General features: G+C 61.0%; 27 protein-coding genes and 2 tRNA genes. 11 read left to right on the top strand and 18 right to left on the bottom strand.

Annotated elements, in window-relative coordinates; genetic code table 11:
* Positions 1-90: 90 nt before the first annotated feature.
* The 6 genes from ACRTG1_RS21280 to ACRTG1_RS21305 form a co-directional block, all read right to left on the bottom strand.
* Entirely contained in the window at positions 91-2,343 is a 2,253-nt protein-coding gene (locus tag ACRTG1_RS21280) for a putative bifunctional diguanylate cyclase/phosphodiesterase (RefSeq protein ID WP_206547390.1), read from the bottom strand.
* Between the two features lie 117 nt (positions 2,344-2,460).
* Positions 2,461-2,931: a molybdenum cofactor biosynthesis protein MoaE gene (locus tag ACRTG1_RS21285; protein WP_283799373.1), complete on the bottom strand. Its 471-nt coding sequence runs from the start codon at positions 2,929-2,931 to the stop codon at positions 2,461-2,463.
* A 2-nt stretch (positions 2,932-2,933) separates the two neighbouring features.
* Positions 2,934-3,191, bottom strand: a complete 258-nt coding sequence (gene moaD / locus ACRTG1_RS21290) for a molybdopterin converting factor subunit 1 (protein ID WP_206546656.1) — start codon at positions 3,189-3,191, stop codon at positions 2,934-2,936.
* Positions 3,188-3,787, bottom strand: a complete 600-nt coding sequence (gene pgsA / locus ACRTG1_RS21295) for a CDP-diacylglycerol--glycerol-3-phosphate 3-phosphatidyltransferase (protein ID WP_432517116.1) — start codon at positions 3,785-3,787, stop codon at positions 3,188-3,190. The genes moaD and pgsA overlap by 4 nt, the downstream gene beginning before the upstream one ends.
* 207 nt (positions 3,788-3,994) lie before the next feature.
* Positions 3,995-5,986: an excinuclease ABC subunit UvrC gene (gene uvrC, locus ACRTG1_RS21300; protein ID WP_206546657.1), complete on the bottom strand. Its 1,992-nt coding sequence runs from the start codon at positions 5,984-5,986 to the stop codon at positions 3,995-3,997.
* The gene (locus ACRTG1_RS21305) at positions 5,983-6,747 is read right to left on the bottom strand and encodes an SDR family oxidoreductase (protein WP_206546658.1); all 765 of its coding nucleotides are present in this window, start codon (positions 6,745-6,747) and stop codon (positions 5,983-5,985) included. Before ACRTG1_RS21305 ends, uvrC begins: the two co-directional genes overlap by 4 nt.
* Positions 6,748-7,071: 324 nt before the next feature.
* On the opposite strand from ACRTG1_RS21305, the gene ACRTG1_RS21310 reads away from it, so the two are divergent.
* Complete coding sequence (locus ACRTG1_RS21310; RefSeq protein WP_113154736.1) at positions 7,072-7,725, top strand: outer membrane protein; 654 nt, start codon at positions 7,072-7,074, stop codon at positions 7,723-7,725.
* 153 nt (positions 7,726-7,878) lie between these two features.
* Here ACRTG1_RS21310 and ACRTG1_RS21315 read toward each other — a convergent pair whose 3' ends face one another.
* Positions 7,879-8,820, bottom strand: a complete 942-nt coding sequence (locus ACRTG1_RS21315) for a calcium/sodium antiporter (protein ID WP_206546660.1) — start codon at positions 8,818-8,820, stop codon at positions 7,879-7,881.
* Between the two features lie 302 nt (positions 8,821-9,122).
* Between ACRTG1_RS21315 and ACRTG1_RS21320 the strand changes: the two genes are divergently transcribed.
* The gene (locus ACRTG1_RS21320) at positions 9,123-9,794 is read left to right on the top strand and encodes an outer membrane protein (RefSeq protein ID WP_113154737.1); all 672 of its coding nucleotides are present in this window, start codon (positions 9,123-9,125) and stop codon (positions 9,792-9,794) included.
* Between the two features lie 66 nt (positions 9,795-9,860).
* Here the strand turns inward: ACRTG1_RS21320 and ACRTG1_RS21325 are convergent, their stop codons facing one another.
* The 3 genes from ACRTG1_RS21325 to ACRTG1_RS21335 all read right to left on the bottom strand — a co-directional run bounded on the left by ACRTG1_RS21325 (position 9,861) and on the right by ACRTG1_RS21335 (position 11,923).
* Entirely contained in the window at positions 9,861-10,532 is a 672-nt protein-coding gene (locus ACRTG1_RS21325; protein ID WP_206554714.1) for a ribonuclease T2 family protein, read from the bottom strand.
* A 23-nt stretch (positions 10,533-10,555) separates the two neighbouring features.
* Entirely contained in the window at positions 10,556-10,993 is a 438-nt protein-coding gene (locus ACRTG1_RS21330) for a hypothetical protein (RefSeq protein WP_113154739.1), read from the bottom strand.
* Between the two features lie 81 nt (positions 10,994-11,074).
* Positions 11,075-11,923, bottom strand: a complete 849-nt coding sequence (locus ACRTG1_RS21335; protein ID WP_299937330.1) for a 23S rRNA (adenine(2030)-N(6))-methyltransferase RlmJ — start codon at positions 11,921-11,923, stop codon at positions 11,075-11,077.
* 84 nt (positions 11,924-12,007) lie between these two features.
* Between ACRTG1_RS21335 and ACRTG1_RS21340 the strand changes: the two genes are divergently transcribed.
* Positions 12,008-14,110 (top strand): molybdopterin-containing oxidoreductase family protein, encoded by a 2,103-nt coding sequence (locus tag ACRTG1_RS21340; protein ID WP_432517117.1) that lies wholly within the window; start codon positions 12,008-12,010, stop codon positions 14,108-14,110.
* Positions 14,111-14,424: 314 nt separating this feature from the next.
* On the opposite strand, the gene ACRTG1_RS21345 is transcribed toward ACRTG1_RS21340, so the two are convergent.
* Genes ACRTG1_RS21345 through purM form a run of 3 tightly spaced genes read right to left on the bottom strand, consistent with a single transcriptional unit; the run spans position 14,425 to position 16,596 of the window.
* A complete protein-coding gene (locus tag ACRTG1_RS21345) occupies positions 14,425-14,847 on the bottom strand; it encodes a DUF1801 domain-containing protein (protein WP_432517118.1) in 423 nt (140 codons plus the stop codon).
* A 10-nt stretch (positions 14,848-14,857) separates the two neighbouring features.
* Entirely contained in the window at positions 14,858-15,532 is a 675-nt protein-coding gene (gene purN / locus ACRTG1_RS21350; protein WP_113154743.1) for a phosphoribosylglycinamide formyltransferase, read from the bottom strand.
* The gene (purM, locus tag ACRTG1_RS21355; protein ID WP_113154744.1) at positions 15,529-16,596 is read right to left on the bottom strand and encodes a phosphoribosylformylglycinamidine cyclo-ligase; all 1,068 of its coding nucleotides are present in this window, start codon (positions 16,594-16,596) and stop codon (positions 15,529-15,531) included. The genes purN and purM overlap by 4 nt, the downstream gene beginning before the upstream one ends.
* 205 nt (positions 16,597-16,801) lie before the next feature.
* Between purM and ACRTG1_RS21360 the strand changes: the two genes are divergently transcribed.
* The 4 genes from ACRTG1_RS21360 to ACRTG1_RS21375 all read left to right on the top strand — a co-directional run bounded on the left by ACRTG1_RS21360 (position 16,802) and on the right by ACRTG1_RS21375 (position 19,543).
* A complete protein-coding gene (locus ACRTG1_RS21360; protein ID WP_113154745.1) occupies positions 16,802-17,359 on the top strand; it encodes a CDP-alcohol phosphatidyltransferase family protein in 558 nt (185 codons plus the stop codon).
* Complete coding sequence (locus ACRTG1_RS21365; protein ID WP_432517120.1) at positions 17,325-18,485, top strand: AI-2E family transporter; 1,161 nt, start codon at positions 17,325-17,327, stop codon at positions 18,483-18,485. The genes ACRTG1_RS21360 and ACRTG1_RS21365 overlap by 35 nt, the downstream gene beginning before the upstream one ends.
* Positions 18,486-18,496: 11 nt before the next feature.
* A complete protein-coding gene (gene hdaA, locus ACRTG1_RS21370) occupies positions 18,497-19,174 on the top strand; it encodes a DnaA regulatory inactivator HdaA (RefSeq protein ID WP_113154747.1) in 678 nt (225 codons plus the stop codon).
* 153 nt (positions 19,175-19,327) lie between these two features.
* On the top strand, positions 19,328-19,543 hold the full coding sequence (locus ACRTG1_RS21375) for a hypothetical protein (protein WP_113154748.1): 216 nt from the start codon (positions 19,328-19,330) through the stop codon (positions 19,541-19,543).
* 58 nt (positions 19,544-19,601) lie between these two features.
* Here the strand turns inward: ACRTG1_RS21375 and ACRTG1_RS21380 are convergent, their stop codons facing one another.
* Positions 19,602-20,015: a universal stress protein gene (locus ACRTG1_RS21380; RefSeq protein WP_206547399.1), complete on the bottom strand. Its 414-nt coding sequence runs from the start codon at positions 20,013-20,015 to the stop codon at positions 19,602-19,604.
* 166 nt (positions 20,016-20,181) lie between these two features.
* Between ACRTG1_RS21380 and ACRTG1_RS21385 the strand changes: the two genes are divergently transcribed.
* From ACRTG1_RS21385 to ACRTG1_RS21395, 3 genes are all read left to right on the top strand, one after another.
* Positions 20,182-20,258 (top strand) — tRNA-Pro (locus tag ACRTG1_RS21385).
* A 76-nt stretch (positions 20,259-20,334) separates the two neighbouring features.
* The gene (locus ACRTG1_RS21390; protein WP_113154809.1) at positions 20,335-20,640 is read left to right on the top strand and encodes an ETC complex I subunit; all 306 of its coding nucleotides are present in this window, start codon (positions 20,335-20,337) and stop codon (positions 20,638-20,640) included.
* Between the two features lie 18 nt (positions 20,641-20,658).
* Positions 20,659-20,735 (top strand) — tRNA-Arg (locus tag ACRTG1_RS21395).
* Between the two features lie 85 nt (positions 20,736-20,820).
* Here the strand turns inward: ACRTG1_RS21395 and ACRTG1_RS21400 are convergent.
* Positions 20,821-21,456, bottom strand: coding sequence for an HD domain-containing protein (locus tag ACRTG1_RS21400; protein ID WP_412033096.1), 636 nt, complete (start codon positions 21,454-21,456; stop codon positions 20,821-20,823).
* Positions 21,457-21,547: 91 nt separating this feature from the next.
* Here ACRTG1_RS21400 and ACRTG1_RS21405 point away from each other — a divergent pair, with 91 nt between their 5' ends.
* Positions 21,548-22,537 (top strand): GlxA family transcriptional regulator, encoded by a 990-nt coding sequence (locus tag ACRTG1_RS21405; protein ID WP_432517121.1) that lies wholly within the window; start codon positions 21,548-21,550, stop codon positions 22,535-22,537.
* 232 nt (positions 22,538-22,769) lie between these two features.
* Here ACRTG1_RS21405 and ACRTG1_RS21410 read toward each other — a convergent pair whose 3' ends face one another.
* The 3 genes from ACRTG1_RS21410 to ACRTG1_RS21420 form a co-directional block, all read right to left on the bottom strand.
* Complete coding sequence (locus tag ACRTG1_RS21410; RefSeq protein WP_432517122.1) at positions 22,770-22,976, bottom strand: hypothetical protein; 207 nt, start codon at positions 22,974-22,976, stop codon at positions 22,770-22,772.
* Between the two features lie 164 nt (positions 22,977-23,140).
* Positions 23,141-24,454 carry a DNA-processing protein DprA gene (locus ACRTG1_RS21415; protein WP_432517222.1) on the bottom strand — a complete coding sequence of 438 codons (1,314 nt, stop codon included), beginning with the start codon at positions 24,452-24,454 and terminating at the stop codon, positions 23,141-23,143.
* A complete protein-coding gene (locus ACRTG1_RS21420) occupies positions 24,454-26,547 on the bottom strand; it encodes a RecQ family ATP-dependent DNA helicase (protein WP_432517223.1) in 2,094 nt (697 codons plus the stop codon). The genes ACRTG1_RS21415 and ACRTG1_RS21420 overlap by 1 nt, the downstream gene beginning before the upstream one ends.
* Positions 26,548-26,712: the final 165 nt, after the last annotated feature.

Below are 26,712 nucleotides of genomic sequence, written 5' to 3' on the forward strand. Positions count from 1 at the left end.
TCGCGATTCAACGAAAAGCTGAAATGCTCTAATTCTAAGGGTTCTTCACGAACCACCAGTTTGAAAACCGGGGCTCAGGCCCCGGTTTTTTTATGCGCCCTGCCGGGTGGAGCCGGGAAAGCGCAGAATGGAGGTGGGGTTGCGGTCGAGAACGAACCTGGCAAAGTCCTCGCCCGTCATGGCGCGCCCGTAGAGCCAGCCCTGGAAGAAGGCGCAGCCGGATGCTTTCAGAAGCGCTTCCTGCCGGGCCGTCTGAACATGCTCCGCCACGGCCGAAAGGCCGAGCGTGGAGGCCATGTCGAGCATGCTCTGTACCAGTGCGCGGTTGTTTTCGCTCGCTTCGATATCGGCGATGAAGCTGCCATCCACCTTCAATTCGTCGAAAGGCAGTTTCTTCAGATAGGCGATGGAGGAATAGCCGGTTCCGAAATCGTCCAGCGACAGCCGCACGCCAAGCGCCTTCAGTTCGTTCATGCGGCGCTGGATCTGCATCTGGTCGCTGGTCAGCACACGCTCCGTCATCTCCAGTGTGAGAAGCTGCGGATTGAGCCCATGCTCTTCCAGCCGGTCATGCAGGAAGGCGACGAAATCCGGATCGCGCAGCGATTTGAGGCTGATGTTCACCGCCATGCGCAGCCCTTCCAGCCGCGGGTTCTTCTTCCATTCGGCCAGGGTTCGAACACTGGTTTCGATGACACCGCGGCCCAGAAGCTCCGAGAGACCGTGCTGTTCGGCCAGTCCCACGAAATCGCTTGGCGACAGGGCGCCGTGATCGGCGTGGTTCCAGCGCAACAGCGCCTCGGCCCCCACCACATGCCCCGCCATGTTCACCTGCGGCTGGTAGTGGAGCTCCAGATTGTTCTCCACCAGCGCGCCGCGCATGTCGCTCAGGAGGCGGAAGCGCTTGCGCTCCTTCTGCAGAACGCGCGGGTCGAACAGCGCGACATTGTTCCGGCCCGAACTCTTGGCCTGATACATGGCCATGTCGGCATTCTTCATCAAAACTTCGGGACCGCGCTCGCTGCCATCGAAAACGAGCACGCCAACGCTTGCGGAGGTGCGATGGGTCATCTGCCCAAGCGTAAACTCCTGGCGCAGGGCGGCAAGCACACGGTTGGCCGCCACAATCGCGTTGCGCGTGGCGCTGGCGGCGGTGGTGTCGCTCAGAGAGAGGACGATGACGAACTCGTCGCCGCCGATACGCCCGACCGTGTCGCCCGGGGCGACGGCTGCCTGCAGGCGCGTGGCGACCTGCTTGAGGAAGATGTCGCCGACATCGTGCCCCATCGTGTCATTGAGCGTCTTGAAATTGTCGAGGTCGATGAAGAGGATCGCGCCGCGATTGCCGTTCCTGCTGCATGCCTCCATCTGTTTGCCGACCGCATCGAAAAGGCAGCGGCGGTTGGGCAGTCCCGTTAGCGGATCAAAGAAGGCAAGCCGCTCGATTTCGAGCTCGTTTTTTCTGCGCGCAGACGTGTCTGAGAGGTAGCCGTGCCAGACGATGCCGTCCTCCGTGCTTTCGGGCATCGCGGCGACGCGCAGCCATTTCTCCGAACCATCGACGGCATGCAGGCGGAACTCGCACTCCCAGGCGGAGAGGTTCATGCCCGATTGGCGCAGCGTCTCCAGATACCGTGCGCGGTCTTCAGCATGCACCATATGGAGGATCGAATTGGGGTCGCCGGGCACCGCATTATACTCATAACCGAGCAGATCACGGAAACCGCGCGAGGTGTAGAGTACGGAAAACCGGCCGCCATTGCGCCGCAGCATCTGGAACAGGCCGCCGGGAAGCTGCGATGTCAGCTTCTCGAACATGTCCTGCAGTCGCAGGCGCTTCACGGTTTCGGTGATCTCGCGGACCGATCCTTCATAATAGAGCGGTTTGCCGGTGCGGCGGTCGCGCACGAGACGCGCCGATTCACTGATCCAGATGCGCTCGCGTGTCTTGTGGCGATAGATCTCCGAGATGAAGTTCTCGACCTTGCCGTTCTTCTCCAGCTCCGCGCGAAACGCGTCGCGGCGGGCCGGGTCCACATACCATTCGCTGCCAATATCCGTGACGCCGGCCAGGAGCTCGGCTTCGCTGTCATAGCCATTGAGGCGTACGAGCGCCGGGTTGGCGCTCAGCTGGCGGCCGTTGGGCAGCGAGCGGTAGATGCCCTCGGAAAGATTGTCGATCAGCTCCTGATGGTTCACCTGCTCGTCACGAACCGCGCGATAGAGTGAGCGCATGCGAAACAGGCAATAGGCCAGCGCAAGACAGCCAAGAAGGCCGCCAGCTGCGATCCACCAGGCGAGGCCCGCCTGCGTCGCCAGCATCGTCTGGATATTCTCAGACATTGCTCTCCCACCAAGATAACTCAGGGGAAAGCTATAACCTGTAACGGCTTGCCCAAATGTCTAGGAACGGGAGAAAAGCCGGCTATCGTTAGTGAAGGGTAAAGGGAAGAGGCTTGCTCAGCGCTGCCAGCGTTTCATGTCTTCCAGATCGCCCGCCCTGGCCTCGACCCAGTCTCCGCTGTTTTTCTCGGAAACATGCTCTTTTTTCCAGAAAGGAGCGCGGGATTTCAGGAAATCCATGAGGAAATCGGCAGATTCGAAGGCAGCCCGGCGGTGCGAGGAGGCAGCGACCACGAGCACGATGTTTTCCCCAGGGGCAATGCGGCCAAACCGGTGGATAACCGTCAGGCCGGTCAGGGGCCAGCGCTCGACCGCCTCGGCAGCGATGCGCGCGATCTCGGCCTCGGCCATGCCCGGATAGTGTTCGAGTTCGAGCGCATCAAGCCGCCCGTTCTCATCGCGGCAAAGCCCGGTGAAGCTCACCACCGCGCCCACATCGCGGCGGCCTTCGGTCAGGCGGCGGCTTTCGGCGGCAGGGTCGAAATCCTCTGCCTGAACACGCACCAGAGGCTCGCAAGGCGCAGTCATGGTCAGCCCCCGGTCATGGGCGGAAAGAGTGCCACTTCACCGTTCCGGGGCAGCGCGGCCGTGTGTTCGGCATGCTCCTGATTGATTGCGACGCGGATCACGTCGGACCGCTCAAGGGCGGTTTCGTAGTTTTCGCCACGGGTTTTCAGCCAGGCGAGCAGGTCCGTCACTGTCTTGACGTCGGCGGGCAGGTCAACGGTCTCTTCCGGCAGGCCGATGCGCTCACGAACCCAGGCGAAATAGACGAGTTTCACGGTTATTCCTCCACAATATGCTTCAGCCCGGCGCGGAAGTAGTCATAACCGGTGTAAAGCGTCACGACGGCCGAGATCCAAAGAAGCACAATGCCCATCTCGGTGGTGTAAGGCAGGATCTTGTCACCGGCGGGGCCGGCCAGCAGGAAGGCGATGGCGACCATCTGGATCGTCGTCTTCCATTTGGCGAGCTGCGTCACGGGAACGCTGACCTTGAGTGCGGCGAGATATTCGCGCAGGCCAGAAACGAGAATTTCGCGGCACAGGATGATGATCGCCGCCCACAGTGACCATCCGGCGATGGTGCGGTCGGTATCGGCTGCCAGGAGGAGAAGGCAGGTGGAGACGAGAAGCTTGTCGGCGATGGGATCAAGCATCTTGCCGATATTCGAGGTCTGCTTCCAGATGCGCGCCAGGTAGCCATCGAAGTAATCGGTAATGCTGGCGAGGATGAAGAGCGCCAGCGCCGACCAGCGGGCGAAGTCGCTCGATTGCAGCCGCCCCTCCAGGAAAAAGCACAGCACGATTGCCGGCACCGCAAGAATGCGGCCATAGGTCAGGAGGTTCGGGATGTTGAATGCCGGCGTTCTGCGTCTGGTCATGAAGCGCAATCCTGCTCAGGTCTGCCCCGGAATGTGCGGACACATTCCAACCCATTGATTTTAAAATCACCGCGTCCCAAGCGCGAGGACACGACGAACACACGCCCGTCGGGCTCGACTGGCAAATACCAATCGTTACCTGTCAAATCAGAACCGGGAGCGAACGGCAAGCGCCAACCGGGGTAACCGCGACGAAAGAACGCCGCTTCAGCCGTTTTCGTGGAAATGATTGTAGATCTGGCGGGCAATTGCCTCGGAGATGCCGTCCACGGCGATCAGGTCATCAATGCCGGCGCGGCTGACAGCCTTGGCCGTGCCGAAGTGATGCAGCAATGCGCGCTTGCGGCCGGGGCCGATGCCGCTGATCTCATCAAGCGGGTTCTTCACCATCTCCTTCTTGCGGCGCGCCCGGTGCGAGCCGATGGCGAAACGGTGCGCCTCGTCGCGCAGCCGCTGGATGAAATATAGCACGGGATCACGCACCGGCAGGGTGAACGAGCTTTTGCCGGCCATGAAGAAGCGCTCGCGTCCGGCATCGCGGTCGACGCCCTTGGCGACGCCGATGGCTGTCACCATTTCCGTGATGCCGAGTTCCTCGAGGATCTGCGCGGCGGCCGCCAGCTGTCCCTGACCACCATCGATCAGAATGACATCGGGCCAGGCGGGCATGTCCGCCATCTCGGGGGCGTCGGCCTCGTCATCACCGGTCTTCTGTGCGTCCCCGGCAATCGGGAGACCGTTCTCCTTGATGAGGCGGGAGAAGCGCCTCTGCATCACCTCGCGCATCATGCCGTAGTCATCGCCGGGGGTGATGTCGGTCGAACGGATGTTGAACTTGCGATACTGGTTCTTGGCGAAGCCTTCCGCTCCGGCGACGATCATGCCGCCCACCGCGTTGGTGCCCATGATGTGCGAGTTGTCGTAGACCTCGATGCGGCGCGGGGCTTCTTCCAGTCCGAAGGTTTCGGCAAACCCCTCCATCAGGCGCGCCTGCGAAGAGGTTTCCGCCAGTCGCCGTCCAAGCGCCTCGCGGGCGTTTTGAAGCGCGTGGTCGGTCAAATCCTTCTTCTCGCCGCGCTGCGGGCACAGCACCTGAACCTTGCGGCCGGCGCGGGTGGAAAGCGCCTCGGTGAGAAGCTCCTGCTCTTCGACTTCATGCGACAGGAGCACCATGCGCGGGCAGGGCTTGTCGTCATAGAACTGGGCGAGGAACGCGCCGAGCACCTCATTGGCCTCAAGCGCCGGGTCCGCCTTGGGGAAATAGGCGCGGTTGCCCCAGTTCTGCCCGGTGCGGAAGAAGAAGACCTGGATGCAGTTCTGCCCGCCTTCCTGATGGATGGCGAACACATCGGCTTCCTCAACACCCTGCGGGTTGATGCCCTGATGGCTCTGCACGTGGCTAAGGGCGGAAAGCCGGTCGCGATAGATCGCGGCACGCTCGAAATCGAGCGCCTCGGAGGCTTCCTGCATGGATTTGGCGATCTCCGCCTTCACCCTGCTGGAGCGACCGGAGAGGAAAGCCTTCGCTTCCGAAACAAGTTCGCCGTAATCGGATTCGCTGATTTCGCCGGTGCAGGGGCCGGAGCAACGCTTGATCTGATAGAGCAGGCAGGGGCGGGTACGGCTTTCGAACACGGAATCCGTGCAGGTGCGCAGCAAAAAGGCGCGTTGCAGCGAGTTGATGGTGCGGCTGACGGCGCCGGCGGAGGCGAAGGGGCCGAAATAATCGCCCTTCTTGGAGCGCGCGCCGCGATGCTTGAAGATGCCGGGCGCGGAATGGTCGCCGGTCAGAAGGATATAGGGAAACGATTTGTCGTCGCGCAGCAGCACGTTGAAACGCGGGCGCAGACGCTTGATCAGATTGGCTTCCAGAAGCAGCGCTTCGGTTTCCGTTCGCGTGACCACGAACTCCATCGACGCCGTTTCGCGCACCATCCGGCCAATGCGGTTGGTGTGGCCGCGCCCCTGCGCGTAGTTTGTGACGCGCTTCTTCAGGCTGCGGGCTTTGCCCACATAGAGAACATCGCCCTCGGCGTTCATCATCCGGTAGACGCCGGGTGCGTTCGGTAGCCGCTTGACCGCAGACTGGATGACCTCGATGCCGACCACGCCATCGGTGGTCTCGCCGCTGTCCCAGTCGAGGGCGAGGTTTGCCGGTTCCTTGAGGGCAGTCTCCTTGAGGACGGTTTTGGCGTTCACTCGGGCACTCCCGCCACGTCAGGCGTTTCCCAGGCCAGGTGCTGGCCGCCGTCGAGCGCGATCATCTGGCCGGTGATCGAGCGCGTCTCCCAGAGATAGCGCACCGTGCGGCCGAAATCGTCCAGATCCGGCGCGCGCCCCAGAATGAGGCCGTCGGTCTGACGGTCGAAATCTTCCTGCTGCTGGCGCTGGTTGGGCAGGGTGGGGCCGGGGCCGATGGCGTTGACGCGGATGTTCGGGCCAAGCGCCTGCGCCATGGTGCGTGTCGCGGTCCAGAGCGCGGATTTGGAAAGCGTGTAGCTGAAGAAGCGCGGGTTCAGCCGCCATACGCGCTGGTCGATCATGTTGACGATCAGGGCCTGCGCATCGTCGGGCAAAGCCTGTGTCAGCGCCTGCGCGATCAGCGCAGGGGCTTTGACGTGAAGGTCGAAATGGGCGTCCCAGCCTTCGTCGGTAAAGTCGGAGACTGCATCATCCTCGAAGATCGAGGCATTGTTGATCACGATGGACGGCAGGCCCAGCGCCTCTTCTGTCTGGCCGATCAGCGCCCGTGTCGCCTTGCCGTCGCGCAGGTCGGCCTGCAGAACGGCGGCCCGTCCGCCTGCCTCGATGATTTCGGCAGCGAGCCGGTCGGCAGCGTCGCGCGAATGGCTGCAATGGATGGCGACGGAAAAGCCGTGACGGCCCAGATCGCGCGCGATGGCCGCGCCGATGCGTTTTGCGCCGCCGGTAATCAGTGCCGTTCCATTGGTCTGTGCCATGTCGCTCCCGTCCATGTCAGTCAGCCGCGAATCCTGTGCGTCTGAAAGCTGAATTTCCATGATGTCATTTAGGCCGAATGAGGCGCGTCTCCAACCCCGTAGCCGCGACATGCGTATTCTCCTGACAGAGAGGGCAAAGGCCAGGGATTTTGGTTTTGATGACTAAGAATTATAAGGCTTATTTTCTGTTGTTTACGTATTCGTACATGTAACTGAAATTTCCGAAGAGTGCCAAAATTCGGACAAGATTGGAAATGATGGAGGGCTGTCTTCGGGTTAAGAAGATTGTTTACGTATGTTTTGTTTTATAAACGGGAAAATTTCATGAAATCGAGTTTTATCCTTCGCTTGAGCACCATGGTTGCCGTGTTGGCAGTCGCCATGGGCATTGGTCCGGCCCTGGCTGCCGACCTTTCGGGTTCGAATGCAGCACCGGATCCCGTCATTCAGCTTCCCGGTTGGGAAGGCACCTATCTGGGCGCCACGTCCGGCGTGGTTCGCACACGTGGCGATGAGGACGGGGACGCAAAGACGAGCACTGACTATATCGGTGGCGTGTTCGCTGGCTACAATGCCCAGACAGGCAAAGTTGTTTACGGTGTCGAGGGCGAGCTCGGCTATAACGGCCTGAAGGCTTCCAGCCTGGGCGCTGACATCAAGGGCGGTGTCAATGGTGCGGTTCGCGGACGCCTTGGTTACGCGGTCAATGACCGCCTGCTGATCTACACGGCCGCCGGTCTGGCTGCCGGGCGCTACAGCGTAAAGGACGGCAGTGTGTCGGATTCCAGGATGCTTACCGGCTGGACGGCAGGTGTCGGCGCTGACGTGGCGCTGACGGACAAGGTGTTTGCCCGTGGCGAGTATCGCTACACGAATATCGGCAGCATCGGGAGCAACACCTTCGAGACGGCAGGCGGCCCCGCAAAGCTCTCTGGCGGCATGAACGAGTTTCGCATCGGCCTCGGCGTGCGCTTCTGATCACCCGATCAAAGTCAGGCCAGATGTATTGATCTGGTCCTTAAATAGAGATGAAGCCGGCGCGAGGCCGGCTTCATCATTTTCTTTTCGTCGCTGGACATGCGCGATCCGGAAGGCCGCGATCCGGAAGGCCGCGAACCAGAAGACCGCGATCTAGAACACCGTGGCGATGTATCCGGCGAACGCCGCCAGCATTGCGCCGCCAACCGCCTTTCCGGCGGGCAGGCGCAGGAAACCCAGAAGCGCCAGCGCAAGGCTCGCGCCCAGCATTACCCACATGTCGACGGAAATGATGCGCGGATCGACTGCGACCGGTGTGATCAGCGCCGTCAGTCCCATGATGCATGCGATGTTGAAGATGTTCGAGCCGACAATGTTGCCCAGCGCCATCGTCGACTGACGCTTGATTGCTGCGGCCACGCTGGTTGCGAGCTCGGGCAGCGAAGTGCCGATGGCGACAATGGTCAGGCCGATGGCGGCGTCGCTGACGCCGAAGCTCTCAGCAATCCGCACGGCGCCGGCAACAGTCAGCTGCGCGGCGATGGGGAGGCCGACGACGCCGGCAACAAGATAGATGATGACCCGTTTGCGGTCATGCGGTGCTTCCCCGATATCGTCATGGAAGTCATGGTTTTCCGGAGCCCCGCTGCTTCTCGCATCGTAAATCTGCCAGGCGATGAAGGCGCAAAGACCTGCGAAGAGTGCAGCGCCTTCAAGCCGGGTGATGACGCCCCCCGCAAGCATCCACATGAAAACTGCCGTCGTACCCAGCATGGCGACCAGATTGCGGCGCAGCCCCTTCTCATTGGAGATGACAGGGTAGATGAGCGCTGGCACACCCAGCACCAGAAGCACATTGGCGATGTTGGAGCCAACCACGTTGCCGACGGCAAGGCCAGGCGCGCCGGAAAGCGCAGCCTGCACGGATGTGAAAAGTTCAGGTGCGGAGGTTCCGAACGCCACCACGGTCAAGCCGATGATGAGAGGGGAAATTCCGAGATTCTCGGCAAGGCCGACGGCGCCCTTCACAAAGATGTCGCCTGCGAAGAATAGAAGCGTGACGCCGACTGCCAGTATAAGCAGACTGAAAAGCATGAATGTCCCCATGTGAGCCGCGATTTCTCGCGGTATATAGGTGCTCACCTGTCGGCCCCCAAGGCCCGGAAATAATTCTGTTGCCAAATTGCAACGTCAATTTTCCGCCTCATTGGCGCCCCCGAAAGACCTATTTTTGGGGCACGTTCAGCCTCATTTCACGCCCAGATAAGGGCATGCGACGTCGGGATAGCTTCCTCCCAAGGTTCCTGGCCTCGCCAGCGTGGTGCGTTTTACGGGCATGATGCTCAAGAGGGACGACCACAGCTTTGAAAATGCTAGTGGCTTAAGGAGTATGGACCATGAAAGCCCATAAGAACGTCATTCTGTCGACGGCCGCAGCCGTTGGTTTTGTCGCAGTCGCAGGCGTTGCCAATGCAGCCGATGCGGTCATCGAGCAGCCGCCGGCACCGCCCGCAGCGCCGGTGATCTCCACCCCGATCAACAATTGGGAAGGCGGCTACGCCGGTATCGCACTCGGCTACGGCTTCTCTGGCGAAACCTCCGCCAACCAGCCGGTCGTCGGCAACGACATCGGCACCGATGGCTTCGTCGGCAACGGCTTTGCCGGTTGGAACTTCCAGTCCGGTAGCTTTGTCTACGGTGTCGAAGGTGATGTCGGTTACAACGGCATGAAGGGCACCAATGCCGGTGTCGAATCCAAGGGTGGCGTCGACGGTACGCTGCGCGCACGTCTTGGTGTTGCCGCGACCGACAACATCCTGATCTACGGTACGGCCGGTGGTGCTGCAGAGCGCCTGAAGGTTTCCGATGCAGCCGGTTCCGACACCAACACCATGCTCGGCTGGACGGCCGGCGCAGGTGTCGACGCCAAGCTGACCGAGCGCGTCTTCGGTCGCGTCGAGTATCGCTACACGAAGTTCGGCAGCGAGACGTTCAACACCGGCAGCGGTGCACAGGACGTCAGCGACAGCTCCAACAAGGTCATGTTCGGCCTTGGTATGCAGTTCTAATCGAACTGAAGAGCAATCGGGAAAAGCCGGGCCATGCGCCCGGCTTTTTCTTTATCTGCCGCTTCTTTATCTACCGCGGGCCGGGGGCAGGAGAACGCGCTTGCTGCGGCAGTCCTTGCGGTCCACCGCTTCGCAGGCGCGGAATTCCATGTCCTTCGTCATGCAGATGCGCACCTCGCGCAGATAGCGCCTGTCACAGGTGACCGCGATCGCATCCTTCTCCAGCCCCGGATTGGCGGCAAGGAAAGCCTCCTCCACGGCCTCAGGCGAGACCATCACCGGTTTTTCCAGGTTTCTGAATGCGGGCGGCGTCTCTACGCGCTCACGCGCCTTGCGGGTGAGGGCGAAATAGTCTTCCTGCGCAACGCCCGTGCACATGCCGTGCTTGCGCCACTGGTGCCCCATCAGGCCGGCGGATGGCATGATGTCGCGATAGCGGTCTACCAGCGCGTTGGGCACGCGCTGCGGGCGTTTGGAGCGGCAATACTCCGGATAGCCATCCTCATATTGCGGCCACAGACCGTGGACAACGAAGGCATAGGGACGCTCGCGCCCGCATTGCTGCCGGTTTGCGTCTGCGCCTTCAGCGGCGCAATAGCTGGGCGACCAGCTCAGAGACAAGACGTAGAAGTCGAACACCCCAGTCGGCGCGCCGCGCTCGCCGGCAAGCGCCGGCGCAGCCCCTGACAGAATCAGACAGGCGAAAGCTGCGGCCCGCAGCCGTTTGCCAATGCGCATGGATTGCCCCGGAACTGAATTGCCTATCGCAGAACGCGGCAGCCGCCGTCATAGACGTTCCAGCGGTCGAAGCCGGAAACGCAAAACTCCACATTGTTGCCGAGGCCGGCGAAGCCCTGACCGTATTCGACCAGATACCAGATGGCGCGGTCGCGTCCGTCGGACAGGCGCGCCGTCGCACGGCAATAGCGCCGCTCGATGGGGCTGTCTGCCGAAGACGGGTTGTAGCGGGTCTGATAGGCGCCGTGGAAATCGACGATGTCGACATTCGGCAGATTCGGTACGTGGGTGACCTGATAGCGAAAACGCTTCTGGATCGTCGACTGGACGCCTGCATCCGCGCAGACATCACCGGTCGCGCCATATGCGCCAACCGGATCGGCCGCTTGCGCCTGCATTGGAATGAATGCGGTGGCGAAAATTGCGGCGAGGCTGGCTGCCAGAGCCTTGAAGCGCGCCATGAGACTGTCTCCCGGATGAGTGTTACCGTGTAATGCGTAGAGTTTTGCGCCAGCCCGTCTTCGGGGTCAAGCACGGGCGGGTCATTCTGCCGCCAGCCTTTCGATGCTCCAGCGTCCCTTGCCATTGTCGCCGAGTATGCGGGCGAGCGGCGGCAGGACGGTTTCCATTTCCTTCTGCAGCACGAAGGGCGGGTTGACGATGATCATTCCCGTGCCGTCGAGGCGCGGTTCGGATGAGGGTGCGCGCAGCTCCAGCCGGATGTCGATCACATCGGCGATGCCGCTGTCGGCAAGCGTCTTGCGGAAGGCGTCGACCGCCCTGTGGTCCTTGATCGGGTACCAGATGGCATAGATGCCGCCCGGCCAACGCGCATGTGCTTTCTGAAGCCTGGCCGCGATGCGTGTGAACTCGCCTTCCTGCTCGAAGGGCGGGTCAATGAGGACCAGTCCACGCTTCTCCTTGGGCGGCAGATGCGCGCCGAGCGCCAGCCAGCCGTCTAGCTCGATCACGCGCGTCTGGAAATCGCCGGCGAATTCCTCTTTCAGACGGGCGGCGTCCTGCGGGTGCAGCTCGACGGCGGTCAGGCGGTCCTGTTTGCGCAGGAGGTGGCGTGTGACGCGGGGCGAGCCCGGATAGCGCTGGATGCCGCCTTCCTGATTCACTGCGTGAACGGCATCGAGCAAGGGATTCAAAAGGCTGGCGGTTTCAGCGTCGAGCGAAGCCTCCATCAGCCGTCCGATGCCGCCCTGCCATTCACCCGTCTTCTGCGCCTCCTCGGAAGAAAGGTCATAGAGGCCGATGCCGGCATGGGTGTCGATGACGCGAAAGGCTTTGTCCTTGCGCTTCAGATATTCGACGATGCGCGCCAGCACTGCGTGTTTGACCACATCCGCAAAGTTTCCGGCGTGATAGACGTGACGATAGTTCATGTTTCCCGCTTCGGTGGCGTTTGCACCTGATTTTCTGAAAACTGGCTCTACGCGTGTGCAGAGAAAATCGCTAGTGTCCCCGCCATGAACACACACGCAAACATCCATATCGGACATTCGGCCTGCCCGCATGACTGCCCCTCGACCTGTGCGCTCGACGTTGAGGTGAAGGACGGTCGCATCGGTCGCGTTTATGGCGCGAAGGACAATAGCTACACCGCCGGCGTGATCTGCGCCAAGGTGGCGCGCTATTCGGAGCGCATCCATCACCCGGACCGGCTTTTGAAGCCACGGGTGCGTTCGGGCGCGAAGGGTGAGGGCAACTGGAAGGAAGCGAGTTGGGACGCCGCGCTCGATCTGGTGGCGGAAGCCTTCCTCAAGGCCGAGGAAAAGCATGGAAGCGAGGCCATCTGGCCTTACTACTATGCCGGGACGATGGGGCTTGTGCAGCGCGACTCCATCGACAGGCTGCGCCACGCCAAGCGCTATTCGGGCTTCTTCGGCACGGTCTGCACCAATGCGGCATGGACGGGTTTCGTGATGGGGGCGGGCGATCTGCGTGGTCCCGATCCGCGCGAGATGGCCAAATCCGACTGCGTGGTGATCTGGGGCACCAATGCGGTTGCCACACAGGTCAATGTGATGACGCACGCGATCCGCGCGCGCAAGGAGCGCGGCGCGAAGATCGTGGTGATCGACGTCTACGACAACGCCACGATGAAACAGGCGGATATCGGCCTCGTCCTTAAGCCGGGAACGGACGCCGCGCTTGCCTGCGCGACGATGCATGTTCTCTTCCGTGAAGGGCTGGCGGACCGGGCATTTCTCGCAAAATACACGGATGACCCCGCCGGGCTCGAGGCGCATCTTGCAACGCGCACGCCCGAATGGGCGTCCGCCATCACCGGCCTTTCGGTGGCGGAAATCGAGACCTTCGCACGGCTGGTGGGCGAGACGAAGCGCACCTTCTTCCGCCTCGGCTACGGCTTTACGCGCAATCGCAACGGCGTGGTGAACATGCACGCGGCCCTGTCTGTCGCCGCCGTCACCGGCTGCTGGCAATATGAGGGTGGTGGCGCGTTTCACTCCAATTCATCGATCTTTCGGCTGGACAAGTCGCTGATCGAGGGCGAGGCGCTGCGCGATCCCGCGATCCGCTCGCTCGATCAATCGCAGATCGGCCGCATTCTCACCAATGATGAAGAGGCGCTGCGTGGCGGCCCGCCGGTCACCGCGCTTCTGATCCAGAACACCAATCCGGCCAACATCGCGCCGGAGCAACGGCTGGTGAAAGAGGGCTTCCTGCGCGAAGATCTCTTCACCTGTGTGCACGAGCAGTTCATGACCGACACGGCGAAGCTTGCCGATGTGGTTCTGCCGGCCACCATGTTCCTGGAGCATGACGACATTTATCGCGGCGGCGGCCACCAGCACATCGTGCTTGGGCCCAAACTGGTGGATGCGCCGGGCGAGGCGCGCGAGAACATCTTTGTCATCGAAGAACTGGCAAAACGCCTCGGCGTTGCCGATCAGCCTGGCTTTGGGCTCTCCGCGCGTGCGCATGTGGACTGGATGCTGGAGCGCCGTGGCCTCGGTGATTTCGACAGTCTCAAGGAAGAGCGCTGGGCCGATGTGCAGCCGGATTTCGACACGGCGCATTTCGTCAACGGGTTCGGTCATCCGGATGGCAAGTTCCGTTTCCGCCCGGACTGGACCGGCACGCCCGCGCCCAATCGTCCACCCGCATCCATCGGATTGCAGGGGCCGCATCAGCGTATGCCGGAATTCCCTGACCATATGGATTTCATTGAGACGGCCGATCCCGGGCATCCCTTCAGGCTCGCCACCTCGCCCGCGCGCACCTTCCTGAATTCGAGCTTTACGGAGACGCCGGGCTCGATTAAACGGGAAGGACGCCCGGAACTGATGCTGCATCCCGACGACGCTGCCGGGCTTGGGCTTTCTGTCGGAGACCGCGTGGAAATCGGCAATCAGCGCGGCGAGGTGGTGCTTCACGTCAAGCTGTTTGATGGCGTGCGGCGCGGCGTGGTGATCGCCGAAGGCATCTGGCCGAACACCGCTCATGAACGCGGTGAGGGCATCAACGTGCTGACGGGAGCCGATTCCATCGCACCTTACGGCGGTGCCGCGTTCCATGACACGAAGGTCTGGGTGCGGGCCGTCTGAAGCGTTTTTCAGACCTGTCAGAAAGGACGAAGCCTCTCAATGCACTGGCTTCGTCCGTGTTTCTGGGTGGTCCGGCGCCCATTCAGACGCCACGCGCACAACATCTCATGGCATGAACGTGGTGCGTGGTTCGACAGGCTCACCATGAATCAAGTGGTGGCTGGGAGGCAAGTGGTGGCTGGGAGGGAAGTGGTGGCTGGCGGAGAGCCTCGAACAAAGGCGTTGCGCCGGGTTTGACAAGCAACGCCCTCCCTCGTTCAACAAGCAACACACGCCCTCATGGTGAGCCTGTCGAACCACGCACAGCTTGAACGTCAGGAGCGCTTCTGGTGATAGGTCAATGCCAAGGCAAGACAATGGCTTAGGGCGTCTTCCGGAATCACTTCGTCAGGCCGGAAGAGCAGTGCGCGGTTGCCTTCGAAAGTGAAGCGGTCGGGATAGTGCTCGCGGAATTGCCGGATGAGCGATGTCTGGCAGTGGACGAAAAGCGCCCAGCCATCTGACGGAGATTTGGGAATGCCCAGCCGGATCGTGCTGCCGGACCTGGTCTCCGGCGTCAGATAGGCGGGTTGACCCCATTTCAGCGTCTCCTCAATCCGGCCAATGCCTGCGGTGCGGCGGGCTGTCTCGAAGATCAGTTCACGGGCGCGAAGCAATTGCGGCCGAACGGCATCGGGAAAGGCTGCAAAGGCAGCCGCGATGGCAGGCGAAGGGAAGGGAGGCTCGGTTGCGCTCAACCTGCCGCCCTCAGTCCCGGCGCTGACCGGGGGACACGATGGCGAGATCGCCGCGTTCCTCGTCGACGCCGGAGAATACGGCTGCGCCGCCGGACATGCGCACCTTGCCTTCAACGAGGTAGCGAAGCGCCAGCGGATAGAGACGGTGCTCCACCTTGAGCACGCGCGCGCCCAGCGTTTCCTCGGTGTCGTTGCTCAGAACCGGCACGGCTGCCTGCGCGATGATCGGTCCCTCATCCATTTCCGGCGTGACGAAATGAACGGTGCAGCCATGAACGCGCACGCCATTTGCGAGCGCCCGGGCATGGGTGTCGAGCCCGCGGAAACTGGGCAGAAGGGCCGGGTGGATGTTGATCATCCGGCCTTTCCACTTCTGAACGAATTCCGGTGTCAGAAGGCGCATGTAACCGGCAAGGCAGACGATTTCGGCCTTCAGTTCGGTCAGCGCCTCGTGGATTGCCGCGTCATGCGCTGCACGACCGTCATACTCGCGCGAAGGCACAACCCTGGTGGGGATGCTGTGGGTCTCGGCGATCTCGAGGCCGCGCGCATCGGCGCGGTTGGAGATGACACCAACGATCTCGGCTGGAAAGGCAGGGTCGATGGCAGCGGCAACCAGCGCCGCCATGTTCGAACCACGGCCGGAGATGAGGATCGCAACCCGTTTGCGCGCGCGCCTGGTCATAGGTCGAGTTCACCGCGATAGGTGACGCCGGCTGCCTGACGCGGCACGATCTGGCCGAGCATGGTGACGCTCTCGCCCGCTTCCTGAAGCAGGGCTGCGATCTGGGCGGCCTCATCGGCAGCCACGGCAACAACCATGCCGATGCCGCAGTTGAAGGTGGAAAGCATCTCGCGCTCGGCAACGCCGCCTGTCCCGGCAAGCCAGGAGAACACCGGCGGCACGTCGATCGCATCGAGGTCGATCTCCGCTGCCAGATGATCAGGCAGAACGCGCGGCAGGTTTTCAGGGAACCCGCCACCGGTGATATGGGCAAGCGCCTTGATGCCCCAGGCGGCTTTCAGCGTCGCGAGCAGGGATTTGACGTAGATGCGCGTCGGCTCCAGCAGCGCCTCGCCGAGCGTCTGCCCGGGGGCGAAGGGGGCCTTGTCGCTCCATTCGAGCCCGGCATCGGAAACGATGCGGCGCACAAGCGAGAAACCGTTGGAATGGACACCGGAGGAGGCGAGGCCGAGCAGAACGTCGCCCTCGGCAATGTCGCCGGTGGGCAGAAGCCTGCCACGCTCGGCCGCGCCCACGGCGAAGCCGGCGAGGTCGTAATCATCACCGTGATACATGCCGGGCATTTCCGCCGTTTCGCCGCCGATCAGCGCACAGCCGGCCTGCTTGCAGCCTTCCGCAATGCCCGAAACGATGGCCGCGCCCTGATCGGGATCGAGCTTGCCGGTGGCGAAATAGTCGAGGAAGAAGAGGGGTTCTGCGCCCTGAACGACCAGATCGTTCACGCACATGGCCACAAGGTCGATGCCGACCGTATCGTGCTTGTCCGCTTCGATGGCAATCTTGAGCTTGGTGCCGACGCCATCATTGGCAGCCACCAGCACCGGGTCGGTAAAGCCCGCCGCCTTCAGGTCGAACAGGCCGCCAAAGCCGCCGATCTCGCTGTCAGCGCCCGGACGGCGCGTCGCGCGCACCATGGGCTTGATCTTGTCCACCAGCCGGCTGCCCGCATCGATGTCGACGCCCGCATCCGCGTAGGTAAGGCCGTTCTTGGGTTCCTGAGCCATATCGTTCTCGCCGCCGCGTTTTTCTGGGCTTCTTGCATGAAGGCGGCGCTTCCGCAAGGCGCGAGATATCAACAAGCTGGCCTATTGAAAGCGCGGGGCTCTCCCACAATCTGAGAAAGCCTGCGATAAGTGTGCGCCGAAACGTGGTCTGGCCGCAATGGTCCGATAGGAGGCGCGAGACGGGCGCGAGGCTGGAGTAGGAACCATGACGATACCCAACGTCATAACATTGATGCGCTTTATTCTGGTGCCGGGTGTGGTGTTTGCGCTTCTGACCGGTGACAATGGCTGGGCGTTTGCCGGGTTCCTGATCGCCGGCATTTCCGATGGCGTGGACGGTTTCATTGCGCGCCATTTCAACCAGCGCACGGAACTGGGCGCTTATCTGGACCCGATTGCCGACAAGCTGCTGCTGGTCAGCGTCTTTGTCGTGCTGGGCTACATGATGGAACTGCCCCTGTGGCTGGTGATCGCCGTGGTGTCGCGCGATGCGCTCATCATTGGCGGCGTGCTGTTGGCCAATGTGATGGGGCATCCCGTGGCCATGAAGCCGCTGTTCGTCTCCAAGGCCAACACGCTGGCGCAGATATTGCTGGCGCTTCTCGTGCTGGCCGAACTTGCCTTTGGATATAGTTCCGGTGCCGTGCGACTGTGGCTGATCGTGGCCACCGGCCTCTTGACCGTGGCTTCCGGAGCGGCCTATCTCATCGCCTGGATCAAGCACATGAGTGGATACGCAGAAAGTGACGCCGAAGGACACTGACAGCAACGCTGGGCCTGCGGTCGCCCGCTCGCCCCAACGCCCGCCATTGATACGCAACATTGCCTTCTGGCTGTTGGCGGCGCTGGCGCTTGTGCTGTTCCTCTACGTGTTCAGCTCGATCCTGCTGCCTTTCCTCGCCGGCATGGTTCTGGCCTATTTTCTGGACCCGGTCGCCGACCGGCTGGAGCGCATGGGCCAGTCGCGCACCTCGGCCACGGTGGTGATCCTGATCGGCTTCGTGGTCGTTTTGGCGGTCGGGCTGATGATTGTGGTGCCGGTGCTTGGCAAGCAGCTTGCGGATTTCGCCAGCCGCCTGCCGGAATATCTCACACGCCTTCATGAGCTGATGATCCGGCTGGAGCCGAAATGGGTCGACAGCCTGCTGAACGGCGAGACGGAAGCGCTGCGCGAAAACCTGACCTCCATCCTGGCGCAGGGCACAAGCTTCTTGGGCACGCTGTTCAAATCCGTATGGAGTTCGGGTGTCGCCATCGTCAACGTGGCGAGCCTTTTCGTGGTCACGCCGGTGGTTGCCTTCTACATGCTGCTCGACTGGGACCGCATGGTGGAAAAGGTGGACAGCTGGGTGCCGCGCGACCATGTGGAGACGGTGCGCCAGATCGCCCGCGACATCAATGTGGCGACGGCAGGGTTCGTGCGCGGGCAGGGCACGCTGTGCCTTATCCTCGGCGTCTTCTATGCGGTCGGCCTTTCGCTGGTCGGGCTCAATTTCGGCCTGCTGATCGGTCTGTTCGCCGGCCTTATCAGCTTCATTCCCTATGTCGGCTCGCTGGTCGGCTTCGGCCTGTCCATCGGCATTGCCGTGGTGCAGTTCTGGCCGGAATGGTGGTGGGTGCTGGCGGTGGCCGCAATCTTCTTCTCCGGCCAGTTTCTCGAAGGCAACATCCTGCAGCCCAAACTGGTGGGCAAGAGCGTGGGCCTGCATCCTGTCTGGCTGATGTTCGCGCTGTTCGCCTTTGGTTATCTGTTCGGCTTTGCAGGCCTTCTGATCGCCGTTCCTGCGGCTGCGGCGGTGGCCGTGCTCGTGCGTTTTGCGATCAAGCAATATCTCGCTTCGCCGCTCTATAGCGGGCATCAGAAGCCGGGCAATACGCCCGAATCCTAGGACGACAAGAAATGCCTTCCCGCCAGCTTCCGCTAGACCTGCCTTCCGGAGAAGCGCTGACACGCGATGATCTCGTGGTGACGCCCGCCAATGCGCGCGCGGCGGCGCTGATCGAGAACTGGCCGTCCTGGCCCGCGCCGGTGGTGATCCTTGCAGGCCCCGCCGGCAGCGGAAAATCGCATCTGGCGGCTATCTGGTGCGAGGAGGCGGATGCCGCCGTCATCGCGTCCGATGGCATTGGCGCGGAGGCCATCGAGCTGGCCGGGGAGCGGCCGATCCTGATCGACAACGCCGATCGTGGCCCGGTGGACGAGAACGGTCTTTTTCACCTGATCAATGCGGCGCGCGCCGGCGGACAGCCCATGCTTCTCACTGCGCGCAGCTTTCCCGGCGCGTGGGGCGTGAAGCTGCCGGATCTTCTGTCGCGTTTGAAGGCGGCTGCGACCGTCGAGATCGACGAGCCCGACGACATGCTGCTTGCCGGCGTCATCACCAAGCTCTTCGCCGACCGGCAGGTGGATGTGGAGCCGCATGTGGTGCAGTTTCTGGTGCGCCGCATCGAGCGCTCGCTTTCGAGCGCGATCAGCGCCGTCGACGCCATCGACCGCGCCGCACTGGAGCGCAAGACGCGCATCACAAGGCCGCTGGCAGCCGAGGTGATCAACGCGCTTGAGGCAAAGGCTTCCTGAAGCCGGACCATTTGCGCCCCACGTGGAAACCGGCCTCCTGGTGACAGCGCTATCCCATCAAGGGATTTGCGCGCCGCGCAGCCAGCGTCGGAACCATTTGCGTCTCTGTCGGTTTGTTTCCCCGAAGCGAACCAACACGCGAAGGAGCGCCAGATGGACCATGAACAGAAAGAACGCACGACCGTTGTGACCACCGGAGGCGGCGGTGGCGGCGGGGCAGGCTGGTTTATCGCCGGTGGCCTGATCGTGGCGCTGATTCTGGGCGGTTTCCTCTTCTTCGGCGGCTTTATCGGCGGCGGCGGAAATGGCGGCATCAACATCGATGTGCCCGAAAAGGTGACCATCGAGACGCCCAAGCCTGCCGAATGATGAATTGTGCGCGGGCGGCGCCCGGGGCTTGCCCCGGAGCTGCCCGCTCTCCAGAGGCTCAGCGCACGATAAAGACCGAAACCGGTGTGTGGGAGGCAAGATAACCGGCGTTTGACGCGAATATGTGATCTGCAAATGTCGGCACGTGCGACGCCATCACGACAAGGTCGGCGCCAATTTCTCCCACGGTGCGCCCCAGAACGTCGTCGAGATCGCGCACGGGATCGTGGCTAACCGCTGTCTTGACCTCTATGCCAACGCCATCGTCATTGCTGCGGGCTTCTGCAAATTGGGTGAGCTTGGCCGCGAAATCCGCTTCGCCATGGGCCACCGAGCTGGGCAGCGCGGTCGTCACACCCACATAGCACAGCGACGCGCCGTAGAGTTTTGCGAGGCCGGATGCGGCATCAAGCGCTTTGTCCAGCTTGTCGGCATGTGCGAGGTCGACGGGAACCATGATTCTCTTGAACATCGATTTTCCTCCTCGTTTCAGGGCAAGACGCCCGGTTTCTCCAACACTTCGAATGTCTGAACCCTGACAGTTCGGGGGCAGGGCGCATTGACCTGAGGCAAATTATCGATTTTGCGCTGCACCCCCTTGCTTTCGATATCTGCAGACCCTAATGAAGCCGGACGTTCGGAGCGTAGCGCAGCCTGGTAGCGCATCTGGTTTGGGACCAGAGGGTCGCAGGTTCGAATCCTGCCGCTCCGACCATCTTTTCGCATGCTGCCCCGTGTGGCATGTTGCTTGTTTCGGCGTTTCGACGCCTGCAGGGAACGAGGTTCAAGACGTGTCTGCGCGCATTTTCAGCCCGGCCAAGACGGCCATGCAGTCCGGCAAGGCCAAAACCGGCCGTTGGGTTCTCGAATTCGATCCGGCAGTACCGCGCAAGATCGATCCGCTGATGGGCTATACTTCTTCGTCCGACATGAAGAGCCAGGTTCGCCTGACTTTCGAGAGCCGGGAAGAGGCGGTCGCCTATGCGGAGCGTAACGGCATTCCTTTCCGTGTGGAAGAACCGCATCAGCCCAAGCGCCGTCAGGTTTCCTACTCTGACAATTTCCGCTATGACCGCAAGACCCCGTGGACGCACTGATTTCTGCTTCCACATCGTGGTCCCGTAGCTCAGTTGGATAGAGCACCGGCCTTCTAAGCCGATGGTCGCAGGTTCGAATCCTGCCGGGATCGCCATATTTTCAGTTTTTTTAGTGACCCCGGCGCTGGCCCTGCAGGGTGCGGCTTGGCAGTTGATCCACCGGCCGACAGGCCCAAGAGACTAGCCTTTCCATGGCGAGTTGCGGATGATGCTGCAGAAATTTCCGCAATGGAAGCCGGGCTCCTTGTCCGCGAGAACATCAGCCTTCACATTGCCGAATGTCGTCTCCGGCTTGTGCCTGATGCCTTCGTAAAAGGCCTGAATGATCTCTTCCTTGAAGTGCGCAGGTCGCGGGAAGGCGTTTGTGATCTTTTCCCGCTCCGCATCGCTATAGGCTTCATAGCCGATGCCCAGAACATCCATCTCCACGCCGGTGGTGACCAGGGCGATGACCGGATGCATGTGTTCAGGGATGCCGGGTGTGGTGTGCAGGGCAATCGCCGTCCAGACCGTGTCCATATCATGTTGCGAAATGCCCTGCCGTCGCAGGAAGGCGCGGGCTGCATTTGCTCCGTCGACTTCGAAGCGGGCTGTTTTGCTGCGATGTGGCTCGGTCAGCCCCATGTCGTGGAACATGGCGGCGGTGTAGAGCAGCTCGGCGTCATAGGTGAGGCCGCGACGCTCGCCCGCCATCGCGCCGAACAGATAGACGCGGCTTGAATGGTTGAACAGGAGTTCGCCGGCGGTGTCGCGGACGATCTCCGTAACCTCGCGCGCCATGCTGCTGTCCGGAATTTTTACTGAGCTGATAGCCATGATTGATGGATCTCCTTCAAAGACAGGGAGAGCCTAGAAAATCTTAGATGCGTCTACTATCGTCGTGAGACGACGAATATGGACAATTGACATGCCTGCAAGACACCCGGCTCGACCTCTGACGATCGGCATCCTCGCTGTCCCGGGTGTACAGATGCTTGATGTTGCCGGTCCGCTGGATGTCTTTGCCGAGGCCAACGCCCAGTCGGGCGCTGAGGTCTACAGAACAAGCGTGATCTCCGGCGTGTCAGGGCCGCTTTCGGCGTCTTCCGGGCTTCGAATACTGGCCGATATGGTTTTCGAAACCGAGCGCTGCAGCCGCTTTGACACATTGCTGGTCGCCGGAGCGCCGCATATGGCGGAAACGGCGTCCGACCCTGCGATGATCGACTGGATCAGGCGCAGCGCGCCTGCCTGTCGCCGGTTCGGCTCGGTGTGCAGCGGCGCGCTGCTTTTGGCCAAGACCGGGCTGCTGGAGGGCAGGCGCGTGACCACGCACTGGTCCGTCGCTGCCACGCTTGAGCGGCGATTTCCCGAAATCACAGTCGAGATTGATGCCCTGCATGTGCGGGATGGCAGGGTGAGGACGGCCGCCGGCGTGACGGCGGGGCTCGATCTCGCGCTGGCGCTTGTGGAGGAGGATCTTGGGAGCGAGGTCGCGAAGCGCGTTGCCGCTCAGCTGGTCATGTTCTTCAAGCGACCGGGCGGTCAGCTTCAGTTCAGCAGGCGAGGCGAAAGCAGCGTTTCCGGTCGCTCGGCGCTCCAGGAGGTTCAGCGCTGGGTGCTTGCAAACCCTGCACAGGATGCCAGAACCGGTACCCTGGCGTGTCGTGCGGGCCTGAGCCCCCGGCATTTTGTCCGTCTTTTCCAGCACGAGATAGGCCAAACCCCGGCGGCATGGGTTGAGGCGGTTCGTGTCGACATTGCGCGGCGCATGCTGGAAGACGGAGATCGCCCGAAGCAGGTCGCTGCGGCCTGCGGTTTCAGCAATGTGGACACTTTTCGGCGCGTGTTCCAGCGTCATGCGGGCATAAGCCCTGCGGAGTATCGACGGCGTTACGAGGCGCCAGGATTTGGCTAGGGTCCTGACCCTAGGCCAAGGGCGCGTTTCGGGAAGCCCGGCCGCTGCGAACTGCAAAAACTATCCGGAGATGCCATGAAAGATGGCGCACCGCACCGGGTGAAGATGACAAATATATCTACGCCATAGCCCTCTAAAATCGGCTTGAAAAAGGGACGAATCCCACTCAGAAGGCGCGCTCAATGGGTGTGCCTGCAACGCGATGTCGATTGTGACGGAGTTGAGATATTCGCTATGCAGGTGACGCCTCTTGATCTTTATAAACGGGGCTGCCGGTCGATGCCGGCTGCACGCGGGCGAAGCTGAGCTCCGCCAGATCGAGTTCATCGACAAAGGCGCTGATCACGCGGACCGGATTGTTCGTATCCACATAGTCTTCAAGACAGGCCGGCAGAAAGCTCGCCTGGTGACGGTCAGCAGCCTCGACAAAACGTCCCATCTGGCACCTCCGAAGCAGTCCCAGACATACCGTAATCAAGGGTTTTCACACAGCCTCGGGCCGATACTACACCCGCCGCTGGCTGGGCAAATCCGGGCGATGGCTGACCTCCCTGTTGGGGATTCATCGCAACCACGGTGAGGGCATGTCAGGCTGTGCCATTCCTACAATAGCCGATCTCGTCTGAGAACGTATCGAACGGGTTTGTTTTTCTTCTCAAGGACCCCTTCTTCAACCAATCGCTTTAACCAGACCTTCGCTTGGATCCTTTCGATCTGAAGTGCGTCAGCGACCTGCGCTTCAACCATCGGTGTGTTTCCTAGACGCTCGATCGACTTGCGCACTGCGCTGAACAACAAATCAGCTGGATTGCCATCGTGTTCCGCAGCCCCGACTGAAGCAATAGAAGGCGCCTCAGTGTTTTTTTCCGAAGTTTCCAACACCATTGGATGTGGAATGTCGGGCGGTAATGCAGCCTGGGTCGTGTCTTCTGCACGTTCGTCGGGATGGAAGTCGAGGCTTCCTTGTGATGGCCCAGCCATGGGTGCACTCAAGACCTCTTCCAAGGCTTGTGGTGTATCGGGCTGGGGCCAAGCAAGCGCACCCTTTCTTCGCAGCTCGGCGAGCCCAGACGATAGTACATCTCCTGACCTGACATAGACTTGTACGAACTTGAGCTTTTCGAGTTGCTCGACCGCACCGGCCCATGTGCCCCCCTTGTTCACATCGGAGCTGACGACCAACGCTGCATCAGCGAGAGCATAGATCAACTTGTTACGCTGCATGGCATTGCCGACGTTGAATCCGGCATTGGGATCATAGGGAGAAACCAATGTGAGCCTCCCTTCAAGAAGCATGCTGCGATGCTCTCGGTTCATCGCTTGCTTTTCGAGGCTGTCAGCCAGAACCCCGCACGCTTGTCCGCCCGCCTCCAAGGCTCCTCTCATGGCAGCCTGATCAATACCTCTAGCACCACCTGAAACGATAGACTTTCCGCTCGAAGCAGCGAGATGCCCAACAGTCATAGTGTAGTCGATCAAGGTTTCATCGACATGGCGGGATCCAACCACCGCCAATCCACCTTCGTCCAGCAAGCGCACTTCTCCGCAGCCGTATAGAACTGCCGGGGCATCTTCACGCAATCGCATTTTCAAGCGACGAGGATAGTCGGCATCCGCACGACTCAACACCCAGATGGCACGGGTTTGCCAACGCTCAACGGCCTGACTGAGTTGAAAGCCTCGCCCCATTAGACGCCGGAGGCGTTCAGAATCGACAGCCGCCTTGCATGCTTCGAGGATTTCAATCGGATTCGAGACAAGAAGGTCAGCGGGCTCACGCTCGATTTCACGCAAGCAGCGGGCAAGTCGCTTATATTCGCCGGCACCAAGCAAGTCGGAGTTTGCCGAGTTCCGCCCTACGATTAGAGGCGCGGTCAGAAGCAGGATCGCTTGGGTGTTAGGGGACAGCGCAATCATCACTCGTTGTGCCCCGTCAATGAGAGAGCGATTGGCCAAACCTCGCCGCTTCCATTCAGGCGCAACAGCCAAGCTGAAACCGTCAGCGTCCAACGGGAATCAACCATATCATCGACTAGAAGAACCGGCCCTGCCGGCATCCCTTCGTCATCGAGCGCAAGCGAGCCATCGATGTTGCGCGCCTGCTGCGTACTGTTGGCCATGGTTTTTTGCTCCGGCCGATTGTCATTTTTCACCAGTACCGCATGAAATGGCAGACCTAGAGCATTCGCCAACCGTTCGGCGAAATCGGGCACTAGCTCGGGATGACGCAAGGACGGCACGCAAGTGACCCAGGTCGGAGCGGGTTCAGGGCTCCATTCGCCGATCATTTCCACACAAGCCTCAACCAGATCGTCCGAGAAATGGCCGTCATGATACTTACCGCGCCGAACGAGTCCGCCCCAGCCAGCATCACCCCAGACGCAAAGGGCCTTGCCTTGCTCGGCCTGAAATTCGACGCTGATACGCCCTTTCAAATCATATTGGGGCAGGCCACCTGCGGGCCATTGCTTACGCGGTTCGATCGGCAAGCTCGTCCGCCTCAGAAATGCGACCGCCTCTCTTACTAACCGATCATCCACAGCTGCTGACAATGGCGGCAACGTCGGGTCCGTAACCTGATTGGGATCACCATCCAACGCATTGATGAGGAAGCCCATATGCTGGCCAAACGGCAGATCGACATAATCCTGCATCTGTTGATATTCGTCCCGTCGCAACGCAGTCAGCCGTTCCGCACGCTCCCAAAAGCCTTCGCCAAGATTCGCTGCGGTGAGCTGCCATTTGCTACCCTGCTTGGCGATCGGTGCAGGGGATTCGAGTGAAAGCAAAGAGATCGCCTTTTCGATACGACCTTTACTCAGATTGACCCTGCCGAGCAATTCCGGAACCGACAATCCTTCCGGTTCAACTTCCAATGCCGAAAGCACTTCCGCCACCTCGTCTCGTGCTGGAAAAGCGCTGCGAATAAACCAGTCGGAAATCTCGACCTCCTCCTGGCCGCTGAGTAGCACGCCATAAGCGGTCTCCAGCGCACGCCCGGCACGGCCGACCTGCTGATAATAGGCAACGGCCGAACCGGGTGTTTGATAGTGAACCACAAACGCCAGGTCCGGTTTGTCATATCCCATTCCCAAAGCCGTGGTGGCGACCAACGCCTTGAGCTGATTGCCGAGCAGAGCTTGCTCCAACTCTTCCCGTCGTTCACCTGTTTCGCCAGTATAGGCCTCCACCTCGAAGCCGCGAGTTTTGAGCCACTCAGCAACCTGGTTCGCATCACGCACGGTAAGCGCATAAATGATCCCATGGCCTTCCAGCGTTTCAAGCTGTTGGGCGAGCCATGCGAGGCGTTCGGCCTGACTGGGTAGCTGAATGGTCTGCAACGTCAGCGATGGACGGTTCAAATCCCCCCGCGAAACGGAAATATCCGGACCGAGAACATCCTTCAGATCATCCATCACCCGATTGTTTGCCGTCGCGGTGGTTGCAAGCAGTCGCACATTTTGAGGTAAGCTTTTGACGATCCGTTCCAGCAGCCGATAGTGCGGCCGGAAATCGTGTCCCCAATCCGAAATACAGTGCGCCTCATCCACCACAAGCAAGGATATTTGGGCCGCTATGCCGGAAAGCACCTGCGTTCGAAAACGTTCATTGGCCAGCCGCTCGGGCGAGATAAGCAAAATGTCGATCTCGCCATTTGCAAGCCTTTTCTCCACATCCGCCCATTCATTCGTGTTGTCGGAGTTTATCGTGGCAGCACGAACGCCCATGCGCTCCGCGGCGCCGATCTGATTCCGCATCAGAGCCAGAAGTGGTGAAATCAGCAGTGCCGGCCCACGCCCAGCTTCGCGCAGCAGCTTGGTGGCGATAAAATAGACGAAACTCTTGCCCCAACCCGTTTTTTGTACGACCAGCAATCGTCCGAGCCCATCGACGATATGTCGAATTGCCTCCTCCTGACCCTCACGAAAAACCGCGTCAGCACGTCCGGAACCGATAGTAAGTAACTGCAGTGCGCGGATTGGGTCGTAGGTCACGTTTTGGCTTTCCACTTCCAACAAAATTCAATCGGTCGATTCGGCTGAGAGTGTATCGGAACAATTGGCATATGGCTTGGAAGACTCAGGCGTTATTTGAACGATGTAAATCTCAATCGAAGTGCATCAAGCAATCCGGTCCCGAAGCAACGTATCGCGATCAGGGTGTCGATCGTTTGC

The organism is Nitratireductor sp. PBL-C9, from assembly GCF_050877045.1.
GTDB classification, from domain to species: domain Bacteria; phylum Pseudomonadota; class Alphaproteobacteria; order Rhizobiales; family Rhizobiaceae; genus Nitratireductor; species Nitratireductor aquimarinus.

Excerpts from the sequence above, each read along its gene's own strand:
- hdaA (WP_113154747.1), top strand. The coding sequence starts at position 18,497 with ATGCCTTCCCGCCAGCTTCCGCTAGACCTGCCTTCCGGAGAAGCGCTG.
- ACRTG1_RS21335 (WP_299937330.1), bottom strand. The coding sequence starts at position 11,923 with ATGAACTATCGTCACGTCTATCACGCCGGAAACTTTGCGGATGTGGTC.
- ACRTG1_RS21305 (WP_206546658.1), bottom strand. The coding sequence starts at position 6,747 with ATGGCACAGACCAATGGAACGGCACTGATTACCGGCGGCGCAAAACGC.
- ACRTG1_RS21410 (WP_432517122.1), bottom strand. The coding sequence starts at position 22,976 with ATGGGACGTTTTGTCGAGGCTGCTGACCGTCACCAGGCGAGCTTTCTG.
- ACRTG1_RS21340 (WP_432517117.1), top strand. The coding sequence starts at position 12,008 with ATGAACACACACGCAAACATCCATATCGGACATTCGGCCTGCCCGCAT.
- ACRTG1_RS21405 (WP_432517121.1), top strand. The coding sequence starts at position 21,548 with ATGCCTGCAAGACACCCGGCTCGACCTCTGACGATCGGCATCCTCGCT.
- ACRTG1_RS21285 (WP_283799373.1), bottom strand. The coding sequence starts at position 2,931 with ATGACTGCGCCTTGCGAGCCTCTGGTGCGTGTTCAGGCAGAGGATTTC.
- ACRTG1_RS21280 (WP_206547390.1), bottom strand. The coding sequence starts at position 2,343 with ATGTCTGAGAATATCCAGACGATGCTGGCGACGCAGGCGGGCCTCGCC.
- ACRTG1_RS21380 (WP_206547399.1), bottom strand. The coding sequence starts at position 20,015 with ATGTTCAAGAGAATCATGGTTCCCGTCGACCTCGCACATGCCGACAAG.
- ACRTG1_RS21375 (WP_113154748.1), top strand. The coding sequence starts at position 19,328 with ATGGACCATGAACAGAAAGAACGCACGACCGTTGTGACCACCGGAGGC.
- ACRTG1_RS21315 (WP_206546660.1), bottom strand. The coding sequence starts at position 8,820 with ATGCTTTTCAGTCTGCTTATACTGGCAGTCGGCGTCACGCTTCTATTC.
- ACRTG1_RS21330 (WP_113154739.1), bottom strand. The coding sequence starts at position 10,993 with ATGGCGCGCTTCAAGGCTCTGGCAGCCAGCCTCGCCGCAATTTTCGCC.
- purN (WP_113154743.1), bottom strand. The coding sequence starts at position 15,532 with ATGACCAGGCGCGCGCGCAAACGGGTTGCGATCCTCATCTCCGGCCGT.
- ACRTG1_RS21325 (WP_206554714.1), bottom strand. The coding sequence starts at position 10,532 with ATGCGCATTGGCAAACGGCTGCGGGCCGCAGCTTTCGCCTGTCTGATT.
- ACRTG1_RS21415 (WP_432517222.1), bottom strand. The coding sequence starts at position 24,454 with ATGATTGCGCTGTCCCCTAACACCCAAGCGATCCTGCTTCTGACCGCG.
- ACRTG1_RS21360 (WP_113154745.1), top strand. The coding sequence starts at position 16,802 with ATGACGATACCCAACGTCATAACATTGATGCGCTTTATTCTGGTGCCG.
- ACRTG1_RS21400 (WP_412033096.1), bottom strand. The coding sequence starts at position 21,456 with ATGGCTATCAGCTCAGTAAAAATTCCGGACAGCAGCATGGCGCGCGAG.
- ACRTG1_RS21310 (WP_113154736.1), top strand. The coding sequence starts at position 7,072 with ATGAAATCGAGTTTTATCCTTCGCTTGAGCACCATGGTTGCCGTGTTG.
- pgsA (WP_432517116.1), bottom strand. The coding sequence starts at position 3,787 with ATGACCAGACGCAGAACGCCGGCATTCAACATCCCGAACCTCCTGACC.
- ACRTG1_RS21320 (WP_113154737.1), top strand. The coding sequence starts at position 9,123 with ATGAAAGCCCATAAGAACGTCATTCTGTCGACGGCCGCAGCCGTTGGT.
- purM (WP_113154744.1), bottom strand. The coding sequence starts at position 16,596 with ATGGCTCAGGAACCCAAGAACGGCCTTACCTACGCGGATGCGGGCGTC.